The sequence below is a fragment of the Clostridium sp. 10cd* genome (genome assembly GCF_044336395.1).
Lineage (GTDB): Bacteria > Bacillota_I > Bacilli_A > Erysipelotrichales > Erysipelotrichaceae > Clostridium_AQ > Clostridium_AQ innocuum.
Genome location: NZ_CP172347.1, coordinates 3,319,981 through 3,336,265 on the forward strand (window position 1 = coordinate 3,319,981; position 16,285 = coordinate 3,336,265).

Sequence of the window (16,285 nt, forward strand, 5' to 3'; positions counted from 1 at the left end):
GTGCTGTTGTAATGGCTGATAGCACATAAAGCAATGTAACCTTCCTGATTTGAAAACCGGCGGATAGCATAAATGACATATGATACTTACGTAATTTTCCATTTGAAGCCGAATTTTCTGTTTCAACAAAAAAAGCCGACAATACTGTCAGCTTTTCTGTATCCGTGGTTTTATTATTTTCCCTTCGCGTTTTCAATTTCCTGCTTTTTATCCTCCAGAAACATCCAGCGCTCCATTTTCTCTTCTATGCTTTGTTCCAGAATATCGCGTTGATCTGCCAGCTCCTGTATTTTCTTGAAGTCATCTCCGGCAGCATTCATTTCCATGTCCAAATGCTCCAGCTGTTCCTGCAAAGCTGCTATATCCTCTTCCATATGCTCCAGCTCCTGCTTTTCCTTACTGCTCATACGAAGCTGCTGCTGTGAAACCCGCTCGACTTTTTTCTTTTCCTTCTTCTCTTTTGCTGTTCCCAGCTCCATATAGGCACTGTATCCGCCGATAAATTGCTGTACATTTCCGTTTTGAAATACAAACAGCTTATCGCATATACGATCCAGAAAATAGCGGTCATGGGATACCACAATGACTGCACCGTTAAAATTATCCAGGTAGTCCTCAAGTATCTGCAGGGTCTGGATATCCAAATCGTTGGTAGGCTCATCCAGGAAAAGAATATTCGGTGCCTGCATCAGTATTTTCAATAAATACAGACGGCGGCGTTCCCCTCCGGATAATCTGCCGATAGGAGTATGCTGCATTCTGGAATCAAACAGAAACCGTTCCAGCATCTGTGATGCACTGTAGGTTCCCTCCAGTGTACGGATCTCATTACCGCTGTCCCGGATATAGTCAATCACCTTTTGTGACATATCCATTTCCTCGCAGCCCTGACGAAAGTACGCAAGCTTAACTGTTTCACCAAGCACGACGCTTCCCTGATCCGGTTCTATATCCTTTGCCAGTACATGAAGCAGTGTACTTTTGCCGCAGCCGTTTGGTCCCAGAATACCGATACGATCATTTCTAGTAAGCGTATAGCTCAGATTCTGAAACAATACATGACTCCCATATGCCTTGGAAATCGCATCAATCTCTATCGTTTTCCTGCCAAGACGCGAAGTTATCGTATCCAGCACAACCTGTCCCTGTTCTTTTACAGATTCCATATCATTCAGCTTATGAAATCGTTCGATACGCTCTCTGCTCTTCGTTCCCCTCGCCTGTACGCCCGCACGCATCCATGCCAGCTCCTTGCGAAGAATGCTTTGACGTTTCTTCTCCTGTGCCGCCTGTATGCTTTCTCTCTCTGCCTTTTCCTGCAGATAGGTGGAATAGTTTGCATGATAGGTATACATACTGCCGCGGTCAATTTCCATCATGGTATTGCATACACGCTCAAGAAAATAACGGTCATGCGTCACCATGATCAATGCATGTGCATAGCGGATCAGATAGGCTTCCAGCCATTCGATCATCTCATTATCCAGATGGTTGGTAGGCTCATCCAGAATCAGCAGATCACAGGGCTTCAGCAGCGCTCTTGCAAGGGCAACCCGCTTTCTCTGTCCTCCGCTCAAATGGGATATATTCAAAGAGCTGTCTGAAATCCCCAGCTTTCCCAAGATTGATTTTGCTTCGAATTCCTGTATTTCCTTATCCATAGACAGTATCTGATGAAGAATGGTATCGTCTTCATCAAAGACAGGGTCCTGTGGCAGATAGGATACACGCAATCCGCTTTTTTTCGTGATAGATCCTTCCTCATAGGTTTCCAGACCTGCCAACATACGCAGCAGTGTTGTTTTCCCTGTTCCGTTTACCCCGATCAATGCAATTTTATCCCGGTCCTCGATGGCAAAGCTTACATCGTTGACAATTTCTTTTATGTTCTGGCGTTTGCTCAGATGCTCTACTGATATCAGCATATTCTCACCACTTTCCTGCCTTATTTTATCACATCCGTCAAAAATAAAAAAGGTGAAGTCCCTATCGTATGTAATTTGTTTTATAGTCGTCAAACTAGGCCCACTGACATATAAAAACAGGAAGCAAACAGTACCTGCTCATTTCCTGTCGTGTGCATCTATCAATCCGCATCCTGCAGCACCTTCACATATTTATAAAAGGTGGCCTTTTTCAGTGAGGTCCTTCTGCGATAGGTCTCCAGCGGGATATGGTTCTTCTGACAGTATTCCACCTGTTCCCGGAAATCCTCCGGCAGGCTTGCACGCGGTCTTCCATAGCTCCCCGCTCCCTCTTTCTTCTTTTCCAGCGCCTTCACGATTCCCTCGTACAGCTCCTCATTCATCGGTACCTTGCGCACTCTGCTGGATTTTGTGGTCTGATAGACAAGTGGACAGCTGACCGTTCCATCTTCGTTATAGGTCATCACGCGATTCAGCGATTCATCCACCTCGATCAATCGCCTGGACAGACAGATATCCTCGATCCGCAGTGCACTCACCTCTCCGATGCGAAGACCCGCATGGATAGCGATCAGCACCGTCAGCAGGGAATTTTCCTTATATACAGGCGTGATGGCAGCTGTCAGACGCTTCTGTTCCTGCACGCTCAATACGCGGACCTCCTTCTTCGCTTCCTTTGGATATTCCACACAGCGGCAGGGATCATAGGAAACGATACCCAGCTGGATCACCCGCTTGAAGGAGAGCTTCAGGACCATGATGTGCTCCTTCAGTGTTTTGACACCCAGACCGCCCTTTCCATCCAGTCTGCCGTTCTCATGCTTGATATTCACATAGGCCTGGAGGATGGGTTCTGTAATCTCATTCAGCGGATAATCATCGAGCAGAGGGCAGATATGACTGTAGATATAGCTGCGGAAGCTGGCATAGGTGTTCGGCTTTGCGTTCAGCTTCACAAAATGCTCGAGGAAATAGAGCAGCCACTCCTCAAGAGAGGGCATATGATCAAAGGGATCCTCACTGCGGCCATAGCGCAGGATATCCTCTGAAGCGAGAACACGTTTCTTGTTCAACATAGATAAGACTCCTTTCACAAAAAAATTCCAGTACCGGATGCGCACACAAAAGGACAGAGGAAAACAAGGTCCGCTGAAAAAGAGTGTGAAGCAGAAAGTATTGGAATCAACGTTGAAAACCATAAAAAGGGAAATCCTACAAAAAATTGCGGAATTCTCCACAAATTCCTACAAAAGCATTTACAAACTGTGACGCAGGTGTTATAAATATGAGTGTAGAAATCATTACATGGACTTACAGTAAGGTACTGTAGGACAACACGTCAGCGACTGAAGAAGGTCGTTTTTTTGTACCTGTTTTGACACTGTCGTTCCCTTTGCTTCTACATATTATCACATTTAAAGAATAGTGGAGATACGAAAAATACCCCTAAAAAAGGGGTTTGAATAACTTTTAGACAAAAAAAGACGCTGTTTGCGCCTAAACTCATGGTATCTGATGCAATTCTGCTTCAGTGAATCCGCAGTCCCTTGGGATACTTGTTTTTTAAAACCATGCCATCCCCCTTGGCAAAGCCGAGCGCATATCCTTTCCACAGCATCTGCGTGTAACCCTTATACCCTGCTATTGGCAGCTGCTGCCCCTGCAAAAAGCTGAGACATTGCGCATCATCCATCTCATAACACTGTTTCATGCCCGCTCCGTAAGCATTGGAAACATAGAAATGCTGATGCGGCTCCAGACGATTTTTCACGACTTCACCAATCTGACAGCCCTGTCGAAGAATACGAATGTCCTTCAGCTTTAAAAATGGCTGTTGCATGGCATATATACGACCGCTATTTTCATATAGAAAGGCAGGCTGCTCCTGCAATGACTGCCTTATAAACTGTGTAGCAAACACCGGAATCACAGCCGGTTTTTCTTCCCGTTTTCGACTCTCTGCCTGCACGCCATGCTTTCTGAATTTTGCCACAAAATGCCCTTCTCCCTGATCCATAGGAAAAATTCTTCGCAGCTTTTCCGTATCCAAATCCAGATAGGGCAGACCACGCCGTCCAAACGTAACCCCGCAGTCCACAAGTTCCATATCCGGATGCTGCTTCATGAATGCATATACCACCTGTTCATTTTCCTCCATGGAATACGTACAGGTTGAATACACGAGCGTGCCATCCTCCTTTAATGCGGCATAGGCACTATCCAGAATGTGCAGCTGCCGCTGTGCACAGGCAAGCACATGCTCCTCACTCCAGTCATCCATTGCCTTGGAATGCTTTTTAAACATGCCTTCCCCGCTGCATGGGGCATCCACCAGCACCCGGTCAAACCAGCCACTCATTTCCTTTGCGATTTGCTGCGGACGGGTGTTCGTAATCATGCATCGCGAAAAGCCGAGGCGTTCCATATTCGATAACAGAATCTGTGCCCGCCTGCTTTCAATTTCATTACTGACAAGAAAACCACGATCCTGCAGCTTAGCAGCGATCTGCGTGCTTTTTCCACCGGGTGCCGCACACATATCCAGCACCCAGTCATTCCGCTGTACATCCAGAACCTCAACAGCACTGGCGGCACTTGGCTCCTGCATATAGAACAGACCTGCCAGATGCGCAGGATGATTGCCAAGCCCCTTTATATCCTTTGGTATATAAAAGGACTCCGGACAGATGGAGGATGGTTGGCTGGCACATACCTTCAAGTCGTGAAACTGATCGACAGACAGCTTTGCCGTATTCACGCGAAGCCCGCGATAAGCGTCCTCATCCAGCGTTTTCAGATATTCCTCATATTCCTCCTGCAGATATCCCTGCATACGTTTTAAAAATTGTTCGTTCATAATCTTCCTCACTTATTCCAGCATATTTTATCATATATTTCCGTTTTTCTCATCACAAAACAGCTCTTCAACTATGCATGTTCTTTTCACAAGCTGGTGTGTGATCAGAGTAAGCAGGAGCAGATAGCCTGCGGACACAAGCAGCGGAAGAAACAGTGACAGCAAAATCGTGACCGCTGCCGACAGCTTCATATAGATCATCAGGACGAACACGGATACTACCAGCGTTGCCATCAGGCAGCCTGCGACTGTATGCCTGCGAACCAGGGCAAGGATATGCTGCACATAACATCCCTTCAGTGTGTACATGTTCTCTCCAAACATATAGTAAATGCTCATTTCCTTTCTGCCATCCTCCATAATCGATTGCAGCAGATGCACCAGCAGGGCGATGGAAAGCAGCATGGCAGCACCACCACTGATAAATAGCAGAAAGCTCATTTTTTTGAGATCGACAACGAAAAACTGCAGCAGGCGGGAACGGCTGAAAAACGCGGAATAGGTTGGATGCTGCCGCAGATACTGCAATGCTTTCCGCATGTCCGTTTCCTTTTCTGAATGGAAATAAACACTTTGTATCATGGTATTGGGCTGCATGCAGTCTGCCACTGCCTCCTTGTTCATCAAAATACTTCCCTCATTCTTGAGATAATCCTCCATATAATCCCAGGTAATCGGAAACAGAAAGCCCTTGATTTTCACTGTTTTCTTCATCAGCGTGCTGTCATCCGGTGCTGTATCGATAGCATAGGCCTGCACCTCAATTGTTTTACCGATCCAGTTTTTTATAAAGCTGGTATAATCGGCCTCCCGCATATCCCAGGAAGGGAGTGCATCATCGCGATATCCTTCCAGATAGCGGGAGCGATATCCCAGACGCAGCGCCATGGAAAAGTCCAGCAGGACCTCATCCTCCTTAACCATGGACTGATTCTTCCCATCATTATCCAGATGCAGCTGTTCTCCGTCATAGAAATAATAGGCATTGGCATAGGGAATCGGATACAGATTCCCTACCTCATAGGAGCGCAGTGTCAGCTTGTCAATGAAGCGCTTTGAGGATGGAACAAAGGTCTGTTGCTGCTGATTGCTGTGTTCCTTATGGAAGCCGGGATATACGTATAGCGAACCGCTGTTCAAACTGGAGGAGCCGGTTGTGCTTCCGGCATATCCGCCCATATTTAATGAAAGATTGCTGTTGGGCTGATCCTCTGCTATGATTCCGGTTACGGTGAGTGGAAATCCATACCAGCTTACAGCCTGATACAGATAAAATTCCGGCGGCTGTACACCGTATTGAGAAGAAAACAAATTCAGGGCTGTCTGATATGTAATTGCGGTTTCATAAATATTGCCGGGGTAATGACCATAGATTTTTTTCAAGCCTGCCCTTTCCACAGTATCCATTTCAATGATTGTATAGCTGTCCGCAGAGGTCAGATAGGAGGACTTTATGGCGATATTGCTGTCTACAGGAACATAACCGGCAAACACATCGCCCTTTAATTCCTTTTTCAGGGTTTGTACATCCGCATCCTGCATCGGTACATATTTTTTTTCATAAATTTCTCCACTGCTTCCGGTGGCATGCTTTTCTATAGCGATGCTGGTCAGATCGTTCTGCTTCAGATACAGCATCTCAATCTCTGTAACATCCAGTGTTGTTGAAAACACAGCTGTGGATACAAGAATCAGAGATGTCAGAATCAAAAGCATCAGCAGCAGATATTTCAGACGGAAGCGGTGATGCAGTCGGGTCTGCATCCGCTTTACGATCCGTGGCTGCAGCTGAAACTGTGTTTTCGAGACTGGCTGCTGCGGATATGCACTTCCCTGTCCGCAGGAATCTGATATGACATACCCGGCTTCGAATTCAATGATGCGATCACTCCATGGATAGCTGTTTTCATCCTGTACTACCATTACCAGAAGACCAGCGCTCAGCTTTTTCAGCAGCGGAAACATCCTTCCCCATTCCCTTGTGGAAAACGGAGAGCTCGGCGGATAAACAACAAGCACACGGGGGTGGCGCAGCAGGATGCGTAAAAGCACCATTCGGATATGATCGTCAAAGTCCAGATCCTCTATCCAGGTCTCTTTTTTGCCATACAGCCCCCACTGCCTCAGCAGATTATCCAGCTCCTGTTCATCTTCATCATAACTCATGCGGATATTATCCAGCACAGAGCGCTGCTCCAGCAGCTGAAAATCGCAGAATAAAGACGCAGTGCATATGCTGCGATAACGGCACTGCTCCTGCGGTGTAAAGTATTCCATGACTTCTTCCCCATAAACCATGGAACCGCTGCAAGGCTTATGCAGACCAGCAAGCAGTCTTGCGAGCTGCAGCATCAGCGATTCGTCATCTCCGTGGATGCTGATAAAGCCGGTATCGGGAAAGTGAAAAGACACATCCTCCATGCGATGTGTTTTCTCAGTGTTTTCCAGTGTGATACGGTTCAGTTTCAGCATGACATCCATCCTTTTCCTTAGGTATACCGTATCTGCAGGGAAATGTCAATTTTCGTTCCTGCATTGTAAGAAAATGTTTATGAAATCAGAGACAGCCTCTTATATTCGTATATGTGTTTCAGGATATCCCTTTCTGAAGAAAGCGCTGTGCTCCTGCACGTAAAGCTAACCGCTTGCTTTTTCCTCCTGCAAAAAAAGACAGCCGTCACAGCTGTCCAGTTTCTATGATATATGTTATTTGAAATAGCGATCCAGCAGACCCTTGAACGCCTTACCATGTCTTGCCTCATCACGAGCCATTTCGTGTACTGTGTCGTGAATTGCATCCAGATTCAATGCCTTTGCACGTTTTGCAAGATCGAATTTACCTGCAGTTGCACCGTTTTCTGCATCTACACGCATTTCCAGATTTTTCTTTGTGGAATCGGTGATCACTTCACCCAGCAGCTCTGCAAACTTCGCTGCATGCTCAGCTTCCTCATATGCTGCTTTTTCATAATACATTCCGATTTCCGGATAACCTTCACGGTGAGCTACACGTGCCATTGCCAGGTACATACCAACCTCGCTGCATTCACCTTCAAAGTTCATGCGCAGATCGTTCATGATATCTTCCGGCGCACCCTGTGCAACACCGACAACATGCTCTGCTGCCCAGCTCATTTCACCTTCCTGCTTTGTGAATTTTTCAGCAGGAGCCTTACAGATCGGACAAAAGTCCGGAGCTGCATCCCCTTCGTGAACATAACCGCAAACACTGCATACAAATTTAGCCATAATCGAATATCCTCCTTTTAACTTTACAATCCTATTGTATTACAATCTGGTAAAATTTGGAACTTATTTGACCGAATTTCACAGAATTGTCACACAGACCCCTGCATATCCTGTTTCACACGGTACACTCTGCGCAATAGAAATACCACTGCACACTGAATGAGAAACAGTGCCAGCAGGATAGTCGGCAGAAACATCATGATTCCCGTAATGTGATACAGACTTGCGATAAAGCTGATCTTCGGTGGAATTCCGACAAACATATACTGCGTATGCAGATTCAGATTGATAATAAACGCTGTTGTAAACATGCCGCAGATAATCAGAAAATTCTTTTTCATATAATGGTACTGCAGCAATGTACGGTCCTGCAGCTGTATGAGTGCAAACAAAACAAAGGAGGCATGGAGTATGTAAAAGTTAATGGTCCGATAAGACAGCACCGGATACAGCTCACTGATGTTGGCAGGATACACCATGGCAATCAGACCGGCACAAAGCCCGACGACACCGCTGAAAAACCGCAGGGTGTCCTTCTTCAGATAGACTGTCAGTGCATTCATATAGACGCACAGAGAGCAAAGCTCCAGCGGCAGGATCTGATGCCACACCTGTTCATGGCAAAACAGAAACAGCCAGGTTGTATACAGCAGCTCCTCCCCTAGAAAGTAAATCGCCATTATGACCTGCATTCGCCGCTGTTTTCCGGCATCCAGACGCCGATAATAAGAAAACAGCGTCGTAATCAGAAGTATCGCCAGAGCGAGAAACAGCATATGGTAGAGGCTGAATGCCGTAAACGGCACAGCCATATTTCTAATATCCGTATAAAATGTAAAAAAATCCTTCATCCCTATCACCTTTGCTTATTGTAACATATTTCACAGGTTTTGCGTATACGATTAAGATTTCTTCAGATTCTTTCAAAAGTATGATAAAATGTCTCTGGTGATGAAATGAAAATAGAAGCAGCAGCGCTATCGGAAATACAATTTAAGGAATGCGCCTATCCCAAGACGTTAAAGGACAGTCTGAAACGCATCGGCCTTAACTTTCCTATCCATGTTCGAAAGCTAAGGGACGGCTATCAGTGTGTGGACGGAGCCAAGCGCCTGAGTGCCATACAGCAGATTTTAAAAGAGGATCCAGCTTTTCGCAAGTTTCAAAGCATTCGCATACTCGTCGTGGAAACCGCAAGAACAGCTCCTCCGTATCATCTTCACAACCATCATTGATGAGGAGGTTCTTTGCGTATAAGGCTTTAAAAAAGGGAATTCAACTTTGATTGCTCTGCAATCGGTGTGAATTCTCTTTTTTGTATGTCCAAAGGAAGCATTCCCTGATGGTAACCAGCTTTTTTGGTGATATAGAAACAAACAGGCAGAGGATTTTTATAATCGTGCAGTATAGGAATTTTGCAGATGCAGAATCTTTTCTGCGACCAGCTTGCCCGCAAAGGACATCGTTGCCATTTTGATTGCCGTATTCTGCACGGTGATACCCTCCAGAAGAAAGGTGCTGTCCTGATTTTTTAAATGATCTGCGACTGCCTTAATCGCTGCTTCCTGCTCCTCACAAAACAGATTAAAGGCTTCCTTCAGACCATTGATGCCCGCCTGATATTCAATTCCCTGCTTCACCTCGCTGATCGTCAGCACCTGCTTCAAAATGGTGATTGCAATCAGATAGGCAATATGCATGCGGTTATAGCGTTTCTTTTCCGCCTTGGGAATCAGCTTCAGCTTAACATAGTTATTGATCATGGCGGCGGTCAGAATCGTATCATTTTCTTCATCAAACAGATTTTGCAAATATCCTTCAATCAGCGTTATCACCTGATCCAGATATAAATCAAAGTTCGGCAGCTCCTCCCAGCGGGGAAGATGAAAATCCTGAAGTGTATCGCTCCACAGAATCAAATCTCTGCGCAGATTGCTCATGTGTGTTCCTTCTTTCTATTATGCGTTATAGTATTAGTATACGGTATTCCGGCATTTTTTTCTACCACCAGATTTTTTGAATAAAAAAAAGACCGTGACAATGATCACGATCTAATCCTTGAAGCCATACGCATACACATCCCGCACGTTCACATACGGCATAGCGGGAATTGTCTGGTTTGTTTTATCCCTCAGCTTTTTGTAAAAGGCCGAGGCTTTCTCATCCTCCTCAAAATCTCCCTTCACATAGCCGTCAAATACCATCTTTGACTGATCGAATACACTGATTTCCAGAAAATGCTGTGCTTTATTTTCCGGCTGTCTCAGATTCAAGGCAAACAAACGGCCGTCTCGCAGCTTGAACTTGGAATCTGACAGCGAAATCGGTGAGGTGATATCCATCACCAGTTTATCCTGCTCATACACCTTCAGGTAGCTCTTATCCCGCTGTGAGGTTAGAATTAAAAGCCTTCCATCCTGTATATCAAATCGGTGAAACACTGTATTCTTTGGCAGCTTTTCTTCCTTAACAAGCTTGCCCGAAGCATCATAGACCTCCAGCCAGCCCTGATTATCACGCAACACTGCTGCGTACAGCTGATCGTGATAGCTGATTACATCCGAAATGCCATTCACCTTTGCATCAAAGCTTATAAACTGTTTAACCTTACTCGCTTTTTTCGCCTCCTGAACATTTGGCATAGATTCACTCTGCAATGCTTTTTCCACCTCATAAATGCGATATTGCCCACTGCTGCCGTTTCCGGCAACATACAGCGGAACGAGTGTTTTCCCCTGTACCGTCACATACGGGTGGCGCAGTCCCCCTCCCTTCTGTAATCCCGCTTTTTCCGGATTGCTTTGGAAATACAATTGTTGATCCTTTTGATGATATACGATATTGCTGCGGGGAGTCTGGAAGCGCTGCTGCAATCCGCTTGGAAAGCAGGCATAGCCCTTATCTGTTTTCACCAGCAGATCAACAGCTACCTGCTTTATATTGTAAAAATCCGCTTTTACCGGTTCTTCATACCGGTCATCCGTTATCGTTCTGCTGATTTCCAGTTCATAATCCGTTACTTGTTTTCCATCTAAAAGAGTGGGGATATACAGATAGAAGCCCTCATTCAGAGAATCATATTCCATGGCGAGCTCTTCCTGCTCCTTCAGAAACGAGGTCGTATAGCTAATATCTTTTCCTTTTCCACTCAGCTCCCAGCGCATGGAAGCATCCGCAACTGTCATTGTATATTCCAGCCCTTCCACCTGCTGCATATCTCCGCTTGCTTTTTCCAGTGTGAAGGTGAAGGTCGGCTTGTGCAAATACAGAGCGGCGCTGGCAATCAGAAGAACTGCAAGCAGCACAGGAAGAAGAATCATATGACGTTTCATATCATCGACCTCCGTACTGGTTGCGATTCATGGAATTGCGAAAGCTCAGCACCATCAGACCAGCCAGCACCAGCATCAGAGCCAGCTGCATACCGCGCTGTACATCAAACTGTATCCCGCTCGGCATGCCCCATACAAACAAAACGCCTGCAATATTGGCAATGCACAGGATATAGCTTTGCAGCCTCTGGTAATATACCCCCAGATACACTGTCATAGCGGATACCGTCACAATACTGCTTACGATGATCAGAAGCTGGGTTATTGTCAATGGGAACAAGTATTTCAGCATGCCGCTTCTGACAATGGATAAATAGAAACCGTTTTTCAGGTTATAGAAGGGGGCAAGCGTCATATAGTACCGGTATCCGATATAATACACCGCATACTGCAATAACAGCAGTATGACGATGGCACTGATATTCATAAGCAGCTCCGACAGCATAAACGGCACACGGGATTGGGGAAGTATCAGATAGCGATGCAGTGCATTGGAGCGCAGCTGCATGTAGAGAAGTGTTGCCACCTGATAAACAATCACCACACTGAGGGCAGCAAGAAACAGAAGCAGACATGGCCGCGAGCCGAAATATACCTCATAGCGGACCCAGCCGAGCTGTTCTCCCTTCATCAACAGGGCAAATAAACAGAATGCCAGATACAGCGCAAATACGATACCGTAAAATTTATAGCTTCGCTTCCACCGGTAAAACAGAAGCAGATTCAGATTTTCAAATTCCTTTGTCATATTCTCCACCTACCTTGTACTCAAAAGCTTGAGATTTACGATTGATCGTCTGTCATCAAACAAATAGCGCTGTATGATTTTCTCATAGCTCAGGCCCTCGTTTAAATCCAGATAGCCCAAAAGATCATCCTCCTGATAATCGCCATACACCTCACTGCTGTACAACATCCCTTTATGATTTGCGGCCATGATACGTATTGTCTGGTTTCCCTCCTGCATACAATACAGGACACCCTGATCATATTGCAGCTGTAAAGGTCCACTGCTGCCCGCGTTAACGGAAATGTTCACCCTGTCTATTTGCTTCAGGCTTGCGTTTTTCTGCTCATACACCTGGAATACATATTCAAATCCATTTCCATATCCAAAGAGAATATGGTTGTTTTGATCCAGCAGCAGTACAGGCTCCATGATATCCGCAAGGGCAACAGACAGGGCTGAGCGATCCAGCTGCTTTCCGTTGCTGTCATAGGTATACAGAGACAATTCATTCTTTTCCATAACCAGAGCGATTACGTTTTTTTCGGTACTCACCATTCCCAGAATATCCTGTTTTCCCAGTGGCAGTGATACAATGCGCCTGCTTTTGCCATTCTCCAGCCGATAGATACCGCCGGGATTTTGATCAAAGGTAACCTGTGAAAAATCATACATAAACTGCAGGGGGGATACGATGAAATATCCATGCGCATCCACAGACATGTCCGACAGGCCTGCCGATGCTCTTGCATTCTGATAGAGGTCATCACCTGTCAGGGAGCAGGAAAGAGAGCCTTTGGGGTCGTTATCAAAATAATCGCATCGGATCAAAGAGCCCAGCTTGTCTTGTTTCCATCGAACTTCAAAAGCTATATCCTCCTGCTTATTCTTTCCATAGGCTTGCGGGTCAAGCAGGGACAGGCGATAGGATACGGCTTCTACGCCGCTGATCATATGGGTGATCTCCATGTCGTCTGGTTGATCAAATCCGGGATTCTCGATGGAGTTCTGCTTGATATGCTCATCGAATACCGGTGAAATCTGAATATCCACTGTATTGGTTCGGTCTGTCAGCACATCGCTTTTGACATAAGCAGCCTGCAGCTTATCCCCCTTTCCCGTAACCTGCCAGACATTCAGATAATCTGTCACCATAAACTGATAGGAGAGATTTTTGATGGCGGATGGATCCCCGGTCACATCAAATTCACCGTCAGCCGTTTTCCGCAGACCAATCTGCATATTGTTCTTTTGCGACCAGACACCGAGCGCTCCCAGTATGGGCAGCAGCAGAAATACCGGCAGTATATAGCATATATATTTTTTCATCATACATCACCATCCTGTACAAGGCGGAGATTTTGCAGGGTTCGTTTCTGTGTATTCAATACGTAGGACATTATATTCTCATACGCATTGCCTGTGGTAATCTGCGTGGCATCCGGAAGAGCAAGCTTACTGTCATCCGTATAATCTCCCAGCAAAGTGCTCCTGTACAACAGCTTTTTGTTTGTCTGTGCCGCGACATATAAAGCCTTTCCATCGTCATTTACAACAATGTGGAGAATCCCCGTATCTTTCTTATAATGCAGCAGCGTGTTCGCATAATTTCCGCTGATATCCGTGATATTCAAACCATTTAACGGCATGTGATCGATTTGCTTAAATTGTTCCTGTTCCATACCATATATCAACAGATCCCGATTGTTTCCATCATATACAGGCTCCTGTACGAACAGTACATGCTCCTTTTCCGGCAGCAGCATCATCCGATTGGTATTCTGTAAATCAAATGAAAACTGAAATTCATCAAGCAGAACACCCTTTGAAGAATATGCTCTGCCATACAGATAGCCGTTCTTTTCCAAGACGGCGATCAGCTTTCCCTGAAATGCCTCCATATATAAAACTGTTTCCCTGTTCACATCCATGGGAACAAGCGGTGTCAGCTTTCCGCTTTCCTCAATACGATAGATTCCGGTAGGATCCTTTTCAAATTCCACCTCATTAAAATTCACCTCGAACTGCAGTGCTCCAATCGCAGTAAAGCTTTCTTTTCCCAGCTTCACAATCGGGGCGTTTAAAAAGCCGTAGTTTTTTAAATTCCCGTACTTGTCATCTGCATTTCCAACGCTGGCTTGCGGATATACATAGACTCGTTCCTGATTTCCTGCAGATTCTTCGTGATATGTGACGGTCAGATCACGCTTTCCGTTTTTGGTTTTTACCGTAAAAAGCTGTATGTTATCCTCACCGTCACTGATCAGCGCACCACCCTCAACATGATGTCGTCCGATCACAAGCTCATAGGACAGTCTCTCAATCTTATTTTCATAGGAATGAATCGATGCATCGTTATAGAAATCCGCATCACTCTGCTTATTTTCTTCACTCATCGGCATCGTTTTTTCATCATATTTCGGTGAGACACTCACAGAGAAGAATACCTCTGCATCATCCCCAACCATCATCTGGTGTTGCTTATATCCCTTTGGGTCATAGCTTATTTTAAAGGATTCTCCCTGCGCATCGATTCGCCAGGCATTGCTTCCTTCACCGCTGTACCCTCCCAGATTGGTATCCGCGATATAAAAGGAATATGCTAAATCTTTAATGGCATCCGGGTCGCCTATACGTTCCCCCTCATGTGCAATCGTACTCAGCTCAACATGGAAATCGTTGCGCCTTGTGTAAAGCAGCTGGGAAAATAGGACAATGAGACAGAGCAAGCCTATCGGCAGATACCCCATATATTTTTTCATCATACATCACCATCCAATGGAGAAATAAGATCACTCAGCCTACGCCTCTGTGTATTCAGAAAAGAGAAAACGATATTTTCATATGAATTACTCGATGCCGCATCCGACAGCGCCAGATATGTATCATCATTATAATCACCATACAGAAAGCTGTTATACAGAACCTTTTTGTTCGTCTGTGCACTCACATACAGACCGTTGTCATCATTCATCTGAATACTATACAAAATCTGCTTGCTGCGATCATAATGCAAACTGATATACAAGCCATAGGACCCGTACATGGACGTATTCGTTTGTGTTTCCATCACCATGCGATCCAGCTTCTGAAAGGCATCGTCCTTTACATCATACATTACAACCGTATATTTCATGATATCGTAGATCGATTGAAGCTGAAATAACAGTGTACCCTGATCCTCACTTACCATGACCTTGCCGATTTGATCAAGGTCCATTTCCAATCGGATTTCATCCAGCAGCCTTCCTTCTGTGGAATACAGACGACCGTACAGCTTACCGTCCTCTTCCTCGACGACTGCCAGATGATTATCCATTGCACACATAGAGATCAGGGTGCCCTTTTTTATATCCTTTTGAACAATTTGCGTAACCTTCCCCTGTGAATCAACCTTGTAAATTCCGGTTGGATCGTTATCAAATTTCAAATTGCCGAGATTCACATCAAAATCAAGCGCACTCACACTTACAAAGAAATCATCTTCGATTTTAACATCATAGATCGTCTGCAGGGCGCTTCCCTTCAGATTCCCATATATATCATCTGCATTTCCTCCGCCATATGTAGAATAGATGTAGATATCATCCTCTGACTGTCCTTCCTGCAGGGTATAATTGACTTCAATCTCCTTTTTCCCACTTTTTGAACGCAAAACCGCACTTTTCTTAGTCTTGGGAAAATTTACTGTATTACCATATCCGTAATCGCTGTTATCGATGATAATATCATAGGTAAGATGATCAACCTTTCCGGAATATGTGCAGAACGGAATCCCGTTGTCATAGGTGGAGCATTCCTTTGTCATAGCCTCGGGATTCATCGTTTCCGCATCATAGCGTGCCTGAATAGACATATACAGCATTTGCTTTTCTGCATTTTTTTTCATATGTGCCATATAGCCAGCAGGGTCATAGGTGGTTGTAAATGTATCCCCAACCGCATCCACGCGCCATATGTTTTCCAGTGCATGTATGTTCCTGCTTGACGGATAATCGTCCATGATATAAAAGGAGTATTTCAAATCCCTGATAGCATTTGGATCGCCAACGCTTTTATGTTCCTGAGCTGCCACCGTGCTTAGTCCGATAGCAAAATCATTACGCTTGCTGTAGACCAGAAGAGAAAAGACAATGATAATACTCAGCATACAGAGTGGCAGATACCCCATATATTTTTTCACATCCATCACCTG

13 protein-coding genes are annotated in these 16,285 nt (G+C 45.3%); 1 reads left to right on the plus strand and 12 read right to left on the minus strand.

Going from position 1 to position 16,285, the window contains the following annotated elements:
- Window positions 1-173: 173 nt before the first annotated feature.
- The 6 genes from ACG3M1_RS16555 to ACG3M1_RS16580 all read right to left on the minus strand — a co-directional run bounded on the left by ACG3M1_RS16555 (window position 174) and on the right by ACG3M1_RS16580 (window position 8,882).
- Window positions 174-1,925 (minus strand): ABC-F family ATP-binding cassette domain-containing protein, encoded by a 1,752-nt coding sequence (locus tag ACG3M1_RS16555; protein ID WP_009270847.1) that lies wholly within the window; start codon window positions 1,923-1,925, stop codon window positions 174-176.
- Window positions 1,926-2,086: 161 nt separating this feature from the next.
- The gene (locus ACG3M1_RS16560) at window positions 2,087-3,001 is read right to left on the minus strand and encodes a tyrosine-type recombinase/integrase (protein WP_009270848.1); all 915 of its coding nucleotides are present in this window, start codon (window positions 2,999-3,001) and stop codon (window positions 2,087-2,089) included.
- Window positions 3,002-3,453: 452 nt separating this feature from the next.
- Entirely contained in the window at window positions 3,454-4,782 is a 1,329-nt protein-coding gene (locus tag ACG3M1_RS16565; protein WP_009270849.1) for an RsmF rRNA methyltransferase first C-terminal domain-containing protein, read from the minus strand.
- A 30-nt stretch (window positions 4,783-4,812) separates the two neighbouring features.
- The gene (locus ACG3M1_RS16570; RefSeq protein WP_224721074.1) at window positions 4,813-7,254 is read right to left on the minus strand and encodes a hypothetical protein; all 2,442 of its coding nucleotides are present in this window, start codon (window positions 7,252-7,254) and stop codon (window positions 4,813-4,815) included.
- A gap of 234 nt (window positions 7,255-7,488) precedes the next feature.
- Window positions 7,489-8,031 (minus strand): NADH peroxidase, encoded by a 543-nt coding sequence (locus ACG3M1_RS16575; RefSeq protein WP_009270851.1) that lies wholly within the window; start codon window positions 8,029-8,031, stop codon window positions 7,489-7,491.
- A gap of 89 nt (window positions 8,032-8,120) precedes the next feature.
- Entirely contained in the window at window positions 8,121-8,882 is a 762-nt protein-coding gene (locus ACG3M1_RS16580) for a YwaF family protein (protein WP_242408173.1), read from the minus strand.
- Window positions 8,883-8,987: 105 nt separating this feature from the next.
- Here ACG3M1_RS16580 and ACG3M1_RS16585 point away from each other — a divergent pair, with 105 nt between their 5' ends.
- Complete coding sequence (locus tag ACG3M1_RS16585) at window positions 8,988-9,266, plus strand: ParB N-terminal domain-containing protein (RefSeq protein WP_008817910.1); 279 nt, start codon at window positions 8,988-8,990, stop codon at window positions 9,264-9,266.
- A gap of 156 nt (window positions 9,267-9,422) precedes the next feature.
- On the opposite strand, the gene ACG3M1_RS16590 is transcribed toward ACG3M1_RS16585, so the two are convergent.
- From ACG3M1_RS16590 to ACG3M1_RS16615, 6 genes are all read right to left on the minus strand, one after another.
- A complete protein-coding gene (locus ACG3M1_RS16590) occupies window positions 9,423-9,971 on the minus strand; it encodes a DUF1836 domain-containing protein (protein ID WP_002609619.1) in 549 nt (182 codons plus the stop codon).
- 111 nt (window positions 9,972-10,082) lie between these two features.
- The gene (locus ACG3M1_RS16595; RefSeq protein ID WP_009270853.1) at window positions 10,083-11,363 is read right to left on the minus strand and encodes a hypothetical protein; all 1,281 of its coding nucleotides are present in this window, start codon (window positions 11,361-11,363) and stop codon (window positions 10,083-10,085) included.
- Between the two features lies 1 nt (window position 11,364).
- Window positions 11,365-12,111 (minus strand): hypothetical protein, encoded by a 747-nt coding sequence (locus ACG3M1_RS16600; RefSeq protein ID WP_009270854.1) that lies wholly within the window; start codon window positions 12,109-12,111, stop codon window positions 11,365-11,367.
- A 9-nt stretch (window positions 12,112-12,120) separates the two neighbouring features.
- On the minus strand, window positions 12,121-13,422 hold the full coding sequence (locus ACG3M1_RS16605) for a hypothetical protein (RefSeq protein WP_009270855.1): 1,302 nt from the start codon (window positions 13,420-13,422) through the stop codon (window positions 12,121-12,123).
- Window positions 13,419-14,855, minus strand: coding sequence for a hypothetical protein (locus ACG3M1_RS16610; protein WP_395814333.1), 1,437 nt, complete (start codon window positions 14,853-14,855; stop codon window positions 13,419-13,421). Before ACG3M1_RS16610 ends, ACG3M1_RS16605 begins: the two co-directional genes overlap by 4 nt.
- Window positions 14,852-16,279, minus strand: a complete 1,428-nt coding sequence (locus ACG3M1_RS16615; protein WP_395814336.1) for a hypothetical protein — start codon at window positions 16,277-16,279, stop codon at window positions 14,852-14,854. Before ACG3M1_RS16615 ends, ACG3M1_RS16610 begins: the two co-directional genes overlap by 4 nt.
- Window positions 16,280-16,285: the final 6 nt, after the last annotated feature.